The following is a 15,498-nucleotide window of genomic DNA, read 5'->3' as shown; positions in this document are numbered from 1 at the left end:
GCCACCAGGGTTGGCCCCGCGCCCGCTGCCCGAGAACCGCTGGGAGGCTTTAGACGATGTCGTGGCGGCACGCCGCTGGGCCCTATTGCCGACGCCGGGGTGGCCGTGAATCCCGAGGAGTGCATCCAGTGGGTCGGTGCCACCCGGGTGCTCCTTCGCCCTGTCCTTGCCCACGTGTGGCTGCCCACGCATCCGCGCGAGCCTCGATGAAGGCAGCCGAGCGGTCGAGCTCGGCGCCCAGTCGGAGTCCGTGTTGGCTGCCGCGCCTCGATCTCGCGGACTTCAATCTCCTCACCGGAGAGCGCGCGTGCGGCCGCGAGATCTTCTGCGTGGATCTCGAGTTTGACCGAGCCGCCCTCACGCTCGAGCTGCCGGGCGAAGATCCGCAGGCGGACCCGACGGAGGCGAACCAGCCGTGGCCGCCCTTGGGCCGCGAATGCGGCTCGCCCTTGGGCCGCCCCAATGCGGCTCGCCCTTGGGCCCTCGACGCTGCTCGGGTGAACACCCTTCCCCCGCTGCTCGGGTGAACGGGCTCGTTGTCAAGGCAAAGTAGAAATGTCGTGCCCTCTCCAATTTAGAAATGTCGTGTCGCCGTCGTCGTAGCTCGCCAGCCGATCGGGGAGTCGCAGGGCCTACGCGTGGCCGCAGGCCCCCCGGGGGGGTCCGGGGGGGACTCATAACTTGGGGAGCGCGGTGGGCACCTGTGGAGCCGATGTGGACGGGCGACGACGACCGATCGAGAACGTCAAGGCTCGGCAGGCACCTCGGCTGCCCGAGCGATCGCCTCCCGAAGCATTCGCTTCTCCCTCAACGTCTTCTTGGGCGAGGCCAACCGTTCCTGACGCTGGTCATCTCTGCTTTCAGATTCAAACAAGCGCACTTTCAAGCTCTCCCTGGGCGCCGAGGCCTTGGGGTGCTCTCTTGCTCTCGGTCAGTGGCACGATTATTGCTGTTCGATCCCAGCGATGGGTCCCGACCACAACGACTGCAAATTCGCCTCCTTGCTGCTCATGACGAACCGCGCGTTGTCGTTCGTTGGCCCCTTGCTGATGGCAGGGTGCCGCTTGGTCGACAATCCGGCGCTGGCTGAGAACACTGACTCGAGCACGACTTCGGGCTCGAGCACGACTTCGGACCCGAGCACGTCCTCGGACCCGAGCACGTCCTCGGACCCAAGCACGTCCTCGGACCCAAGCACGTCCTCGGACCCGAGCACGTCCTCGGACTCGAGCACGTCCTTCTCCACCTCGCAGGGGGACACGACGGGAGCATCGTCGAGCGACACCACCGGCCCCACCAATCAATGTGGCGATGGAGTCGTGAATGGAGGAGAGGAATGCGACGGTGGTGATTTGAATGGAGCAACGTGTGCGTCACTCGGATACTCCGGCGCAGGTCTGGCATGTCTTGGGTGTCTGCTCGACGCCTCGGGGTGTGGTCCCACCCAGGGAATGGTGGAGGTACCGGATGGGACGTTCACGATGGGAACGATGGTATTTCCTGCGGACGCAATGCCAGTGCGCCAGGTACAGGTGGATGCATTCTGGATCGACGAAACGGAAGTGACGGTGGACGAATACTCGCAGTGCGTCATGGATGGCGCGACGTGCTCATCGCCAAGCATGGGGGGCAATTGCAACTGGGGCGTCGCAGGTCGCGGAGACCATCCCGTGAACTGCGTGGTCTGGGATCAAGCGATGATGTACTGCGCATGGGCGGGCGGAAGACTGCCAACGGAGGCGGAGTGGGAGAAGGCTGCGCGAGGGGATGATGCTCGCAACTTCCCGTGGGGAAACATGCCGTCGCCAAGTTGTGCTCACGTGGTGGCCGAGGACGACATGGGAGTCGACGGCTGCGGAACCTCGGCAACGATGGCGGTGGGGAGCAAGCCGATGGGGATGTCGCCGTACGGAGCCCATGACATGTCGGGCAACGTCTCGGAGTGGGTAGCGGATTGGTATGGCGCGGGATACGACCCCCTCGACACGGATAATCCAGTCGGTCCAGTCATGGGGACCGAGCACATCGGGCGAGGGGGCGCGTATACCGTTCCGGTCGCCTTCGCGGATTTGCGGACCTATTCCCGCGCTTCGTCCCCTGCCAGCATCTACGGAAGCAGCGGAGTCGGCTTTCGATGTGTGCAGGATCCACCGATGCCGCCCATGTGATCGCGTTCGAGAGTCCCAGCACTCGAGACCGACCGGTCACCCTACGATCATCATGGGAGGGAGCGCGGTACGAAGTGTGGAGGATATCGGCTAGTAGTCCCACAACGCCTGCACGATGAAGTCGTTGAACGCGGTGTCGATGCGGCGGGCGTAGTTGCGCCTGCAGTTGTCGAAGCCGCACTTCCAGAGGTCGAAGTACTCGCGGTCGCCGCGGTGCACCCCTCGCTCCCCTACAGCACCCCCACCTCCCGCAAGAGCCGTGCCACGGCCAGGAGCGGCAGGCCCATGATCCCCGTGTAGTCCTGCCCCTCGATGCGCTCGAACAGCTTGATGCCGGCGTCCTCGATGCGATGGCTGCCGGCGCACTCGAGCGGCCGGTGGCGGCGCACGTAGGTCTCGGCCTCCTGCCGGTCGAAGGCGCGCAGCGTGAGCCGCTGCTGGTCGATGGCGTGGTGCTCTCGGCCGCGGGCGGGGTGCAAGAGCACCACCCCGGTGGTGAGGTCGTGGGTGCGCCCCGACAGCGCCATGAGGTGCTCCACCGCCACCTCGGGGTGCCCGGGCTTGTCGAGCAGGCGCCGCGGCGGGCCGGGGAGCACCGCGATCTGGTCGGCGGCGAGGATCCAGCGCTCGGGGTGGCGCTCGGCCAGGCTCCGGGCCTTGCCGCGCGCCATCTTCAGCGCGAACGCGGCGTCGTCGAGGCGCCGCCCTTGGGCCGCCCCAATGCGGCTCGCCCTTGGGCCCTCGACGCTGCTCGGGTGAACACCCTCTCGCCGCTGCGCGGGTGAGCAGCTCGTTTCACCGAGTAATTGGAATCTGTAAAGCTGCGAGGTGCGCGTCTGGGGGGAAGAGCGGCGCGCCTGAAGCAGGTTCGAGGTCAGCATGAGGGATGGAACGCGGGGGGTCCACCTCGAATTCGCTTCCTATGCCGCCTACCCTCGGGCGGCCTTTTGCCGAGGCCCCTCGCTGAGCGCACACACGAGCCAGTCGAGGCTCGGGACGACTTGGTAGCACAGCAGGGGGGCTCCCTCGTGGTCGTCACCGAGGCGCAGCCAGCCGCTCCCGGCCGCGAAGAGCTCGGCGAGGTCCAGCTTGGCGAAGCGCGGATCGATCCGGGCCCAGTCGTAGCGGAGCTCGGTGCCGGCTTCTTCGTCGGCGTAGGCCTCGAGCGCGGGGTGGACGATGATGAAGCCCTGGCGATCGACGATGAAGGGGATCTTCTCCGGACCGGCGGAGATGTCGGTGTCGCGATACAAGGCCACGAGCGGCACGTCCATGGCCCACACCCCCATGAAGGTGTCGCGCTCGTCGTAGACCGGCTGGGCGAACGCCATGATCAAGCCGAACTGGTCGTAGTCGATGTGGGGCGGCGTTGGTTGGACGCGGCGCTCGGGGTTGGCCGAGGGCTCGGCGACGGTGAAGGCGATGTACGTGCGGTTGTCGAAGCCGACCGGCATCGACGAGTCGGGCGAGTCGAGGTCGATGCAGGGCCGGGCAAACAGGAAGCCGGTAGCATCGATGTAGTAGACGAACGACACGCCGAAGCGCTCGCGGGCCTCGTCCATGAGCGGGACGAAGCGATCGAGGCGGCTCATCCGGGCCACGATCGGATCGCTGGGATCATCGTGCCGGAGATGGCTGTACCAAGTGGCCAGGTTCGTGCCGTCGTCGCCGCTGCGGACCGCTGCGTTGGCCGCCTCCGACATGGTCCGCTGCAAGTCCTCGCTGTAGCGCAGACCGATCGCCTCGGCCCACGCGGCGACGGTCACGGGCGAGGCTTGCTCGGTGGCGAACATGCGCGTGGTCGAGACCATGCTGCCGAGCTTGTCGTGGATCCGCAGGACCCGGGCTTCGATTTGGGCGGCGGCCATCGCGATGTGCCCGCCGATCCACGAGGCGACGTCTTCTTCGCGACGGCGGACGGACTCGAGATAGCTCTGCAGGCGATCGCCGAGCAGCCTGGCCGAGGCCAGCCGCGCATCGCGGTCGGGGACCAAGGCTGCGGCGCAGGTGTCGGCCAAGAACCGAGGCAGCGCGCGCTCGCGGGCCAAGCGCTCGGCGTCGAGTGGGCCGGCGGCGAGCGTCGCGTAGAGCAGGTTCGCTACCTCGTCCCCGAGGATGTAGCGCTCCAAGGTCAAGAGCTCATAGAGGATCGACCCGAGGCTCCAGACGTCGCTGCGCCCGTCGAGCTCGTCGGAGCGCATCTGAAGCTGCTCGGGACTGATGTAGCCCGGGGTCCCGAGCACGGCGCCCTGCTGGGTCTCGAGACTGTCATGCGTCTCGAGGGTCCCGCGGTCTGCGATGCCGAGGTGAGCCTCGGCCTCGCCCGCAGTCCGGGGCTTGCCCATGACCCGTGCGAGGCCCCAGTCGACGAGGTAGACCGCGCCGAAGTCCCCGAACACGATGTTGCTTGGCTTGAGGTCACGGTGGAGCACGCCGCGATCGTGGGCGTAGGCGACAGCCTCGCACACCCGCACGAAGGCCCGGAGCAGGGCCGTGCGATCCCAGCGAGCCGCGATCTCCACGTCGCCCTCGCGCAGCCTGACGAGCAGGTGCCGGAGGTTGTGCCCCCGGATCTCCTTCATCACGTAGTAGAGCTCCTGCTCTTGTGTGCGCCCGATGTCGTGGATCGGGACGATGGCCGGGTGCTCGAGCTGAGCGATGACCTGGGCTTCCGCGAGCAGCCGGGCGTAGGTCGGAGGGCTGGCGCGCTCGTCGAGCAGTGTCTTGACCGCGACCGTGCGTTTGAGCTCCGGATCGAGCGCTTGGAGCACGCGCCCAGTGCCGCCCCGACCGAGCTCGGCGAGCAGCCGGTAGCGGCCAAACGCCTCGGTGCGCCACGACGGCGGGCTGCCGTCCGCTTTCCTGTCGTCGAGCAACGTCGCGTCGCCCAGGTACTCGTTGGATGGGTCTTTGGCAGGCATGGCAAGCGCAGTCTACCTGGGCTCGTCGCAGCGCTTCGTTGTTGCGAGCGGGCGCGGGTCTCGTGACGGCCTGCGGGCGTGGGACGAGCAGGGGCCGGCGGCCGAGGTGGGGAGCGATTTCGGACGGTTGTTCGAGTGAGGACATCCCGATGGTGACGCACCGAGCGTCACCACCGGCCGCTCAGCACTCCACGCAATTGCAGGCATCGCCGCAGTCGAGCGTGGGAATGGCGGGATCGTCGTCGCACTCGGCGGTGCAGGGCCCTTCTCCGCAGTTGACGTCCACCCCGGTGCACGGGCCGTCGGGGGCTGCGAGCATGGGTCGAGTGGGAGACTGCGGTCGAGCCGGTTGCGTTCCAGTGGCGCGAGATCGACGGGGGCTGGCGCCTGGTCACCGCCGATGCGGCGCACCAGGTGCCACGGCTGTGCGGCTGAGCTGGTCGTGTCTCCCGGGTGCCGCGTAGCGAGACCAGCCGACTCAGGTCCGGCGCTGAGCCGCGCTCGCGTCACCCGATGAACGCGAGTAGCTTGCCGAGGTTGGCGGTCGCAACCCATCCGCGTGCTAGTCCTTCGACCGGGTGATGACGAGCGCTTGAACAGCGCCCCCGTCGCTCGCCCTCGGGCCTCGGCGAGAACCCGGCTCGGAGAGAACCCGGCCGCCCTCGGCCCTCGGAGAGACCCGGCCGCCCTCGCGCCCGGCTCGGAGAGAACCCGGACCACCTCGGGCCGGATCGGTTTCCGAGTACGAATGTTACGTCAACCTGCGAGGCGTCTACCCACGAAGAGCGACGCGTCTCGAGCAGGGATCTCGGGCTCAGCATGAGACATGGAACGCCGTGGGTCCAGCCGAAATTCTGCGCCAATCCTTCCTACCCTCGCGTCGGCTCCGCCGCGTGCCGCGTGGGCAAGGAACATGGGCAGCAAAGAGCACTGGATTGGGCCTTCGGCGAGAGCCTCGGAGATCCTCGCATCGTGCGACGACGCGTGGAGGTGCTCGATGGCCTGCGGATCGTCGAGCACGGCATCACCTTCCGTTACGTTCGCGATGGCACGTTCGCGATGGGCTCGCACCGGGGCGACCCCGACGAGCAGCCGGTGCTCCTGGTGACCGTGCGCGGCTTCTGGCACTCCGATCAGCCCGGGGCGAGCCCTCGAAAGCCACCAACGCGCAATGTCTCCGCCGGCGCCACGATATGCCCCTTCGTCGTGGCGTCCTGCGTGACCTCGGGACCCGGTGGGCGATGGACAGGGGGCCCGCACGCGCGATATCTCATCACCCATGACGGTCGTTGCCCGCACTTGGTCGAAGCTCGAGCGTGTCCTCGAGCTTCGGTGGCCTGCGCGGCTGGAGTCGCTGCGCGAGGGCGCGACAAAGGCGGAGCTCGGTTGGTTGCGCAAGCAGGTCCGGACCTCGTTGCCATCGGATCTGCTCGCATCGCTGGCGATTCACAATGGTCAGCAAGGCGAGGACCTGTGGGACCTCTGGTCGCTGTTGTCGACGGAGGAGATCGCTGCGCAGTGGGCCGCGATGTCTCGACAACTCGCAGTGAATGCGTGGAGCAACGCGGACGGTTGGTGGCGTCCATCGTGGATTCCGGTGTGTGCGGATGGATGCGGTGACTTGCTCTGTGTCGACATGGCGCCGGGACCCAAAGGCACGTCCGGCCAGGTCGTGTGGTTTCGACACGACGATGCTGGGCGAACGGTCGTCGCCAAGAGCTTCTCGCTGTGGCTCGCGAAGGCCGCACGGGAGCTCCCGACGGCGGGAGAGGATGACGACCGCGTGGGTCCTATCACCGTGGGGCGCGGACGCACCGCACGTAGGTATCGCGACTCCCGACAAGCGATCGCCCGACTTCTGGCCGGTGAGTGGAAACCTGCCAAGCGAGCGATCGATGAGTTCGCGGAAACGGGCGACCCGGATGCGACGGCGGCACGAGCATACGTCGCGGCGTACGAGCAGGATTGGCCGTCCGTGATCGAGAACGCTCGCGCGGTGGCAGCGTACGCAGAAGATCTCGGCGGCGAGGTGATCGAAGATCTCGCTCGACTTGGTGCTCGCGCCGGGGAGCATACGGGCGACTGGGACTCGCTTCAGCCCCTCGCCAAGGCGCTCGGCGCGTATTGGAAGCCGAATCCGCTGCGCGCTTGCATCAAGAACCGTACCGATTCTCTCAATCGCGTCGATCTCCCGAGCGCACGCGATCTCGCGAAGATGACCTCTGCGTACGCTCGCTGGATCGAAGCGGGCGACGATGCGCGGCCGGCGTTTCAGCTCGTCGACGAAGACACGCGCCGTTCCTACGACTTCGTGATCGCATGCAGTCACCATCAATGGGACGCCGCACTGAAAATGCTGCGCGAGGGCCTACCTGCAGCGCTCGGTTCGACGACGTTTACTCATGTCGCACACACGATCCAGTGGGCGCTCCTGCAGGGCCACCCCCAGCTCGGAGCAGCACCCGCCTGGAAGCTCACCTTCGCCTCGCTCGACCAGTGGATGCCGCTCTCTCCCGCCCAAGCCCTTCCCGCCCAATGGGTCACGATGGAGGGACTGCGAGACATCATGACCCCCGCCCGACGCCGCAAGGTCCTCGCTACCCCCAAAGCACAGTGGCTCCGCTAGCGATCCCCAAGGTCGACGGCCACGTGGCAGCAGCTCGCGTCGGACTGCCTCGACGTCGAGACGAGAACGTCGTACGGTTCCGACGCAGAGGCTCCACAAGATCGATGCTCGCGCCTGTGTCGTGCTCCTTGGTGACGATCGCTCTGCGGCGTCTCGCTCTCGGCGCACCGCTCGCAGGGGTGCTACTCGGTGGTCTCGTTGCTTGTCATCGATCGGAGCCAGTCGCGTCGCCGGCTGAGGAGAGTTCGCATGAGGCCATCCCCTCGACGTCGCGGTTCCCGTTGGGGAATGCGGTGGCACACACGTTCTGCCGGACCCGGAGCGGGTGTTGCCGAACCACGACACGCGCTCGGCCGTCGGCGATCTGCGTGCCGTGTTGAGCCCCGAGTACCGAGCGCTCTCGACGTGGTCCTACTTCAATGCTGGCTGCCCGGACTCGGAGGCGGACGCGGCGCTCGCGGCCGAAGTGGTCGACTCGCCGCTCGATTCGCTCGGGCGCAATCTGTGGCCGGTCGGTTACGTGCGCGCGATCGTGGCGGCCCAGGGGCGAGCGCGTGCGGAAGCTACCGTCTTCGATCTGCGCGATCCGGCCGATCGAGACGTCGCCGCGGCGATGTTGATCGAGCTCATCTACGACGCACGGCAGCAGCGAGAATTCGACCACGCGGCAGAGCTGTACGAGACACTGAAACATGGTACGGGCCCGTGGCGAGACAGCCCGATCGCGGTCTGGCTGCGGGTCGTCGAGGGCATCGTCGGGGCGGACATCGGATCGATCCGGCTCCACACGCCCGACGGTGAGGTGCTCGACACGGCCGACCTCGAGGGCAAGCCGATCCTGCTGTACACGGCTGCTCGTGCTCGTCGGTGAATTTCATGGCGGTGCTCCGTGATGGGTGCGGACTAGAGGCGGGCCACTCCACGCGAAGATGAAGCGGGCCAATGCTACTTACCGTGCCCGGCTTCGACGAAACGCTCGTCTTCGAGGAACCGACACCGCCGACGCCGCTGGTCGATGGGCGCGGCTACTGGACCACGACCGAGGCGCCCGGCGGCACGGCAAACTTCGTTGCTCCACCTCCCTCGGCCCGTACGACCAGCGCCGCACCATCGAGACCGGCGTGCACGAGATCTCGACGCAGCCGATGCAGCAGGACGCCCACGGCGGACCGTGCCGTCGTGCCGTCGGGCCACACGCGCTCGATCACGACCTCATCGGGGATCAGCTCGCCCGCTTCGTATGGACCCGGTGGCTGGAGCAGGCACGCCGCGAGGTCGCAGCGACGGCCCGCGAGGTACGCGACGGCCGGTTCGCCGCCGAAGGCGACGAACAAGCGACCACCCCGAGGCAGCGACTGAAGCCGCACCGACGTCAGCTTCGCGCAATCGTGTGCCGGCCCGTCACCGCGCCCGACCGTGGTGCCCATATGCGTCACCCCGCCCACGATCACGGAGATCTGCGCGCGACCGAGGTGCACGACGTCGCCCCGCGACAGTCGGTGGGCCGAGCCAGCGGGCAGTCGCACCAGCTCGCCCCTGCGCCCGGACACGGACAGCGACACTTGGGCCTCGAGCAACAGCCGGCCGTGTGCGACGGAAAACAGCGCGCTACGAGCGGGGCAGTCCGCGATGCGGAGATCGTCATGGGGGCCGCTGCCGACCGACAGGCCACGTTCATCCACGCCGAAGATGCCGCCGCCACCGTGGCGCAGCACCCAGGAAGGGTCTAGGTCGTGGACGCTCGCCGACGCCCGCACCGTGACCGTCAGCCCGGGAAACGACAGCTGCGTACCGTCCACGAGTGAGGCGTCGTGCTCGGGGGCACCCCGCGCCGAGCTTCGACGCAACGACACCAAAGCCACACCGTCTGCGGTGCAATGGACGATCGCATGCCGACGGCTCGCCCGGTCGTCGTCCAGGACGAGATCGCAGTCCGGGCTACGCCCGATGAGGACGCCCGCAGGCCCGATCTTCCGCCGCGTGCCGTCCGGGAGCTCGAGCCACCACTGTCTGCCACGATCGGCCATCCGCGCGCGATGGTACGACGCCAGGGGGCGCAGCCGGGCGCGTGTCGTCACTCCCGCGGCAACGGGTGGCTCTTCAGCCAGTCACGCGCCTCCGCCAGCGCGGATGGCGCCCGGTCGGGTGTCTTCGCAAGGATCCGTTCGGCACGTTCGACCAACTGGTGCACATCCGCCAGGTTTTCCCCGAGATCCCAGCGAAGCTTGCCCAGCTGCAGGCGCGCCCTCGCGAGGTCGAACTCGCTTCGCTCGCTGCGCTCACCGATGACGACCGCACTGCGTGCGGCGTCGAGCGCGCGCTCCGCCTGCCCATTCGCGTCGTGGGCTCGGCTCAGTGACAACCAACACTCGCCCACCTCCGCGTGGTCCGGACCGAACGCCTCGGTGAGGATTGCCAGGGCCTCTTGCAGCACGGGCAGAACCTCTTCGGATCGGCCTCGCGCCATCATCACCTCGCCCAAGCTCTGCAGGGAGCTGGCCACCGACGGATGCTTCGGTCCAAGGGCTCCGCGGCGAATCTCGAGCGCGCGGCGCAACAGCGCTTCGCCCTCGTCGGCGCGGCCGTCTTGGAGGAGATAGACCCTGGCGAGGTTGCTCATGGCGCGGGCAACGGCGGGGTGCTCGGGCCCGCGGCTGGCGGTGAGGATCGCGACCGCGCGCTCGAGGTGCTCGATGGCCGCCTCGAGCTCGCCACTGTCGGCCAGCGTTCCGCCGAGGTGCATCTCGCTCGTCGCGATGCTGGGGTGCTCGGCCGGAAGCGTCGCGCGCTTGATGGCCAGCGCCCGCTGCTGATAGTCGCGCGCCTGGGCCAGGTCTCCGCCGTTGATCGCTGCGGTGCCCAGGTGGTCCAGTGACGTCGCGACGTCGGGATGGTTGGGTCCGAAGGTGGCTTCGCGGATCTGCAGCGCCCGCAGGTGCTGCTCGCGGGACTCCTCGTAGCGGCCCAGCTCGAACTGCACCCCGCCGATGTTGCTGAGCACGTACGCCAGCTGAATCGGGTAGTCGCCGGGCAGTGCTTCCCAGATCTCTCGCGCCGCGGAGAATTCGGAGAGCGCACGCTCGTAGTCGCCTTCGGCGAACGCGGCGTTGCCCATCGCATTGCGAAGGTTGGCCTCGGGTGCCTGCCGCCGCTGGCCCGCGCGTGCGATCATCGTGTTCCCCACGATCGTCCAGGCCTGGGCTTCCTTCGGCGATCGCAGCTCGTAGCCGAGGATGTGGACGAGCTCGGTCGCAGCCTTGGCCGCGACGGCGTCATCGTGGGCCGAGGCCCCGAGCTCGAAGGCTTCGAGGCAGCCGTCGCGAGCACTCTCGTAGTCGCTCTGGTAGCGCGCGAACGAAGCGAGCGTGAACAGGGCCTTGGCGGTGAAGGGGTCGTAGGCCAGCGCTCGCGCTCGCTCCACGACGGACTGCGCCAGCTCGCGGCCCTCGGGATATTCGCCGGAGATTCGGCGGGCCGCGGCGGCTTCGAGCTCGACTTCCAGACGTGCGAGCTCGGCCTGCGCGTCCGGGTCATCGGGAGGGCGCACCGTCGCGAGCAGGCTCGGCAGATCTGCGCACGGCTCGAGCTCGGGTAGCCGGTATGCAGTCTCGACGGCGCCGCGCACCACCTCGTCGTTGGCACTCGCGAACGCGTCGACGACGCTCTCGAGGCGGCGCAGACGATCGTCGAGGCACCGGGTACGCACGGCATCGATCTCCGCCGTGTCGGGGCCGGACGAGCGGCACGCACGGCCGGCTTCACGCCCCCAGGACGCGACGTAGTCCGCGAGCTTGCTGGAGGCTCGCGCCCATGCGTCGGATCGATAGCTGACGGTGCTTCGTTCGAACGCTTCGGCGCCGGCTTGCTGCGCCTGCACCGACCAGACCTCCGCGCCGGCCGCCGCCCGTGCGTCGCAGGCCGCATCGCCCTGCTCGGCACGGTGGGCACGCCACCACGCTGCGCCCACGATCGCTGCGGCCACCGCCGCGGCCGCGGCCAGTCTGGCCCGACGACGTGGGACCGCGCGCAGCTGCAGCGCATCGAGGAGCGCCCGCATGCTCGGGTGCCGCGCCTCGGGCTCGAGCGCGAGCCCGCGCGCGATCGCGTCGAAGACCGATCGCGGGATCGGGCTCGCATCGGGCGGAGGTGGCGGCCCTCCCCGGTGCATCGCAATCAGCGACGCGGCCACCGTCGAGGCCTCGAAGGGACGCGCGCCGTACAGCGCCTCGTACAACGTGGCACAAAAGCTCCACTGGTCCGCTCGGGCATCCACCGAGAGCCCCTCGAGTTGCTCCGGTGGCATGTACGCGGGCGTGCCCAGCATGGCGCCGTGGCTCGTCACGCAGGCGGCGAGCGCCTTGTTCTCCACCGAAGCGAGCCTGGCAGCGTCGGTCGTCGCGTCGCTGGACTCCCTCGCGTCGTCGACGGTCGCGCTGCGAGCCAGCCCGAAGTCCAAGACGCGGACCCGGCCGTCGTCGCCGACCATGACGTTGTCGGGCTTGAAGTCGCGGTGGACGAGCCCGGCCTCGTGAGCCGCGTGCAAGCCGAGGGCGGCTCGCCCCATCGTGTCGAGCACGTCGGTCCACGAACGCGGCTCGCTGCCCAGCCACGCACGCATCGTGACCCCCTCGACGAACTCCATCGCGACGAACACCCGACCCCCCACGGCGCCCACGTCGTAGACGGGCACTACGTTGGGATGGCTCAGCCGCGCCATGGCTTGCGCTTCGCGCAGGAGGCGAAGGCGCGCCGCTTCTCCGATATCGCTCGACCCGAGGATCTTGATGGCGACGCGCCGGTCGAGCTCCGGGTCGTAGGCGGAGAACACCACCCCCATCCCCCCCGCGCCCACACGCTCTAGGATCACGTAGCGGCCGATCTTCGCCCCGGGCGTCGGCTCCGAATCGGCGGGCGCCGACGCCGGGCCCGTGACGTCGGCGATGGACGCGGGATGGCGGGCGTGGGTCGACAAACGCCTCCGATCATCGAGCAACACCGCGCCGCGCGTCCCGCGAGCGCCCGCATCGAACCCGGGTGCGCCCGCGAAGGGTCGACTCCGCCGAGTGCGGGCTAGCCGCGTCGTTCGAGAGGCGACCGGCGCATGGTCGGAGGCAATAGGCCGGGTGTATGTCCATCATCACGGGCAACTATCGAAGGGCCGCACCGAAGCGTCTCGTGATTTGCCAACGAGGCCCCGCAGATGGCCTCGAAACATCGCTTCACGATCCGCCGAGCGCTGGCGCTGCGGGCGGTCCGAGGCGCCTGTCTCGGGGCCGGAGCGCCGCGGAGCTACACGGCCATTACAACGGACGGTGGTCACCCCGAGTACGTGTACCTCATGCAGTCACGAACGTTGCTCCCCCCCACGCGTCCCCTCACCGCCGCTCGCGCCCTTCCCTCGGGGTCGCGCGGCAAGGGGCTCATGCTGAGCCTCGCCGGCGCCGCAGCCGTCGCGCTGAGCGCCTCGCCGGCCAAGGCCGCGGAGTGCTCGGACGGGTCGAGGACGGCCCTCGAGCTCGCGACGATCTTCTCGAGCGTCATCCCCGAGGTGGGCGCGGCCGCGAGTGCAGGGTTTGCGCTCTCTGGAATGCTCCTCTGCGACGATGGCGAGCCTCTCGACGAGGTTGAGATCGTGGATCTGATCCGGGAGCAAGCCAGCGACGACGCGGCGGATGTCGCCGAGCTGCACCTGCCTCTGGTCACCGCCAAGATGCTCGACATCGCCGACGTCCTCGAGGCGGCTGGCGACACGGATCTCGCGTCTCTCGACATCGGCACTCGAAACTGGATCAGGACGCAGATCTCCATCATCGGAGGCGATCTGGACACCATCACGACTGCCTTGGTGGTCCCGTTGAGCAACCCCGTCAACTCTCGGATGAGCTACGACCTCGGGCCGGCGCTGACCTTCGCGCACTACCGGCTCGCGCTCGCGAGCCTGGGCGCGCAGATCGACGGTGGCACCAACGCCGATGCCGCCGTGGTGGAGAGCGTGCTCGAGCACATCGAGGCCTACCGGGCGGAGTCCGATCGGCTCCGCGGGATCTCGATCGGAGACTTCGATCCGAACCCCGGTAACAAGAGCATTGCGGACGTCCAGATCCCGGCGACCGTGAGCAACGCGCGCTTTCGGCGGTCTGGCGCCGGCTTCAGCGGGACGGTGGCGATCACGCTCAACGAGACTCACACCCTCGAGGACATCATCTTCGCCTTCGACCACCCCAAAGAGTTCGCGCTGCGCGAGTACACCGGACCATTCTTTCGCGAGCTCGACGCACAGGACGCCGAGCTCGCGCTGCTGCAATCCCGTGCTCGAGCACTGGTCGAAGATCCCTTCGCCGACTTCGCATCGGTTGCGGCAGTCCCCAAGACGCCGGTGATGCTCAAGAACATTCACCCGAACTCGGACAACCGCTGCTTGTTCAACCGCGTCGGGTACCTCGACCTCGACAGCGAGCTCCAGAGCGGCGCGACCCGGATGCGGGGCTGCGTACCCGCCGACAGCCAGCAGCAGTGGTTGTTGCGGGACAACGGCCAGATCCGCAGCAGCATCGCCGAGCTGTGCTTGACGGCGAAGGACGACGGCAAGGTCCTCGTCGAGCCGTGCAACGACGTCAACGTACGGCAGCTGTGGACGCGCGACGGCAACCGCTTCACGGTCGAGATCGCGGGCGAGGTCACCTGCCTCGCGCCGGGGATCGGAGGCCTCAACAGCCCGGACGTCGTCGCCCGCCACATGACGTGTGACGATGCGGTCCTGCAGCAGGAGTGGCTCGTGTTCTCCCAGCTTCGAAGCGGCAGGCCGTTCCAGATCGGGGCCGCGAGCGTGGTGAGCCTGCTGGACGTCGACGGGCTCGACGCCCTCACCGATGCGCTGCAGGAGGAGCTCGAAGGTGGTCTATGCCTCGACGCTTCCGCGACCTTGCGGGCGTGCGACCGCCTCGACGCCGACCTGTTGTGGGCCGAAGACGCCCAGGGCCGGCTGCAGCCGTTCGACCTCGACCGCCGCCCCCTGTCCTCCAATCCGAGTCTGCCCGACGAGGTTTCGACCGACTTCGGTCTGAGCGAAGCCGATCTCATCAACGAGAACGTCGAGCCGCTCCACTTCGAGCGGCTCGAGGTCGGGCCGGGTTTCATCGCGTTCGCCGTGCAGGGCACCATCGAGCTGCTGTTCCCCGGGGCGTTCGAAGAAGGATCGGGCCTGTTCGAGGAGCTCGCCGCCACGGATGAGAACGGCGAGCCCGTACTCACCGAGGACGTCTTCTGGCGCCACTTCAACGGCGGCAAGCTCCCATCGTAGGCCACGACGCAAGGCCGGGCGCCTCCACGCCCGGCCTTGCCAACACCGATGTTCACGATCCGCGTGACCGTCGTATCGACAAGAATGGCTGACCCGAGCGGCGCAGAGTTGACGTAAGATCCAGACTCGGCGAAACGAGCCTGTTCACCCATGACCACCTCCACTCGCCCATGACCGGGGGTCGCCCTTCCCATGACCACTTCCACTCGCCCATGACCGGGGGTCGCCCTTCCCATGACCACTTCCACTCGCCCATGACCGGGGGTCGCCCTTCCCATGACCACGTCCACCCGCCCATGACCGGATGGACGACCCGCCCCCTGGTCATGGGCCCGAGTGGTTCACATTGGAACTCGTTCACCCGCGATTTTCTCCTTGCCAATCGTTCGAGAGCCCCACCTGCGCTACTTGCGCCAAATCGGCAAACGTTTGCCGATTTCACCCCCACCCTCTTCGGACCCCACGATCCAGTTCCACGCTCGA

Annotated in this window: 12 protein-coding genes and 1 pseudogene; 5 read left to right on the top strand and 8 right to left on the bottom strand. The window is 68.1% G+C overall.

Annotated elements, in window-relative coordinates:
- Positions 1-943: 943 nt before the first annotated feature.
- Positions 944-1,261, bottom strand: coding sequence for a hypothetical protein (locus OEB96_RS01695; protein WP_266213634.1), 318 nt, complete (start codon positions 1,259-1,261; stop codon positions 944-946).
- 190 nt (positions 1,262-1,451) lie between these two features.
- Between OEB96_RS01695 and OEB96_RS01690 the strand changes: the two genes are divergently transcribed.
- Positions 1,452-2,168, top strand: a complete 717-nt coding sequence (locus tag OEB96_RS01690; RefSeq protein ID WP_323137319.1) for a formylglycine-generating enzyme family protein — start codon at positions 1,452-1,454, stop codon at positions 2,166-2,168.
- A 90-nt stretch (positions 2,169-2,258) separates the two neighbouring features.
- Here OEB96_RS01690 and OEB96_RS01685 read toward each other — a convergent pair whose 3' ends face one another.
- From OEB96_RS01685 to OEB96_RS01675, 3 genes are read right to left on the bottom strand one after another with little or no spacing between them, the layout of a single operon-like run.
- A complete protein-coding gene (locus OEB96_RS01685; protein ID WP_266213632.1) occupies positions 2,259-2,387 on the bottom strand; it encodes a hypothetical protein in 129 nt (42 codons plus the stop codon).
- An 11-nt stretch (positions 2,388-2,398) separates the two neighbouring features.
- A complete protein-coding gene (locus OEB96_RS01680) occupies positions 2,399-3,049 on the bottom strand; it encodes a Maf family protein (RefSeq protein ID WP_266213631.1) in 651 nt (216 codons plus the stop codon).
- 48 nt (positions 3,050-3,097) lie between these two features.
- Positions 3,098-5,089 (bottom strand): serine/threonine protein kinase, encoded by a 1,992-nt coding sequence (locus tag OEB96_RS01675; protein WP_266213630.1) that lies wholly within the window; start codon positions 5,087-5,089, stop codon positions 3,098-3,100.
- Here OEB96_RS01675 and OEB96_RS01670 point away from each other — a divergent pair.
- Positions 5,088-5,228 (top strand): hypothetical protein, encoded by a 141-nt coding sequence (locus tag OEB96_RS01670; RefSeq protein WP_266213629.1) that lies wholly within the window; start codon positions 5,088-5,090, stop codon positions 5,226-5,228. The two genes, OEB96_RS01675 and OEB96_RS01670, sit on opposite strands and share 2 nt — an antisense overlap.
- A gap of 42 nt (positions 5,229-5,270) precedes the next feature.
- On the opposite strand, the gene OEB96_RS01665 is transcribed toward OEB96_RS01670, so the two are convergent.
- Positions 5,271-5,408 (bottom strand): hypothetical protein, encoded by a 138-nt coding sequence (locus OEB96_RS01665; protein WP_266213628.1) that lies wholly within the window; start codon positions 5,406-5,408, stop codon positions 5,271-5,273.
- 960 nt (positions 5,409-6,368) lie between these two features.
- Here OEB96_RS01665 and OEB96_RS01660 point away from each other — a divergent pair.
- Together OEB96_RS01660 and OEB96_RS01655 are read left to right on the top strand one after the other, a co-directional pair.
- Entirely contained in the window at positions 6,369-7,715 is a 1,347-nt protein-coding gene (locus OEB96_RS01660) for an SMI1/KNR4 family protein (RefSeq protein ID WP_266213627.1), read from the top strand.
- Between the two features lie 466 nt (positions 7,716-8,181).
- The gene (locus OEB96_RS01655) at positions 8,182-8,586 is read left to right on the top strand and encodes a hypothetical protein (RefSeq protein ID WP_266213626.1); all 405 of its coding nucleotides are present in this window, start codon (positions 8,182-8,184) and stop codon (positions 8,584-8,586) included.
- Positions 8,587-8,740: 154 nt separating this feature from the next.
- On the opposite strand, the gene OEB96_RS01650 is transcribed toward OEB96_RS01655, so the two are convergent.
- The 3 genes and pseudogenes from OEB96_RS01650 to OEB96_RS01645 form a co-directional block, all read right to left on the bottom strand.
- On the bottom strand, positions 8,741-9,568 hold the full coding sequence (locus OEB96_RS01650; RefSeq protein ID WP_266213625.1) for a hypothetical protein: 828 nt from the start codon (positions 9,566-9,568) through the stop codon (positions 8,741-8,743).
- A gap of 3 nt (positions 9,569-9,571) precedes the next feature.
- Positions 9,572-9,742: pseudogene (locus OEB96_RS46575) on the bottom strand (FHA domain-containing protein); the annotation flags it as partial.
- A gap of 47 nt (positions 9,743-9,789) precedes the next feature.
- On the bottom strand, positions 9,790-12,582 hold the full coding sequence (locus tag OEB96_RS01645; RefSeq protein ID WP_266213624.1) for a serine/threonine-protein kinase: 2,793 nt from the start codon (positions 12,580-12,582) through the stop codon (positions 9,790-9,792).
- Positions 12,583-12,915: 333 nt separating this feature from the next.
- Between OEB96_RS01645 and OEB96_RS01640 the strand changes: the two genes are divergently transcribed.
- On the top strand, positions 12,916-15,015 hold the full coding sequence (locus tag OEB96_RS01640; protein ID WP_266213623.1) for an RICIN domain-containing protein: 2,100 nt from the start codon (positions 12,916-12,918) through the stop codon (positions 15,013-15,015).
- Positions 15,016-15,498 lie beyond the last annotated feature (483 nt).

The sequence above is a fragment of the Paraliomyxa miuraensis genome (assembly GCF_026337845.1).
Lineage (GTDB): Bacteria > Myxococcota_A > Polyangia > Nannocystales > Nannocystaceae > Paraliomyxa > Paraliomyxa miuraensis.
This window is presented reverse-complemented; position numbering and strand designations above follow the sequence as displayed.

Coding starts and splice junctions, on each gene's coding strand:
- OEB96_RS01675 (WP_266213630.1), bottom strand. CDS start 5,089: ATGCCTGCCAAAGACCCATCCAACGAGTACCTGGGCGACGCGACGTTG.
- OEB96_RS01640 (WP_266213623.1), top strand. CDS start 12,916: ATGGCCTCGAAACATCGCTTCACGATCCGCCGAGCGCTGGCGCTGCGG.
- OEB96_RS01660 (WP_266213627.1), top strand. CDS start 6,369: ATGACGGTCGTTGCCCGCACTTGGTCGAAGCTCGAGCGTGTCCTCGAG.
- OEB96_RS01665 (WP_266213628.1), bottom strand. CDS start 5,408: ATGCTCGCAGCCCCCGACGGCCCGTGCACCGGGGTGGACGTCAACTGC.
- OEB96_RS01670 (WP_266213629.1), top strand. CDS start 5,088: ATGGCAAGCGCAGTCTACCTGGGCTCGTCGCAGCGCTTCGTTGTTGCG.
- OEB96_RS01690 (WP_323137319.1), top strand. CDS start 1,452: ATGGTGGAGGTACCGGATGGGACGTTCACGATGGGAACGATGGTATTT.
- OEB96_RS01680 (WP_266213631.1), bottom strand. CDS start 3,049: ATGCTGACCTCGAACCTGCTTCAGGCGCGCCGCTCTTCCCCCCAGACG.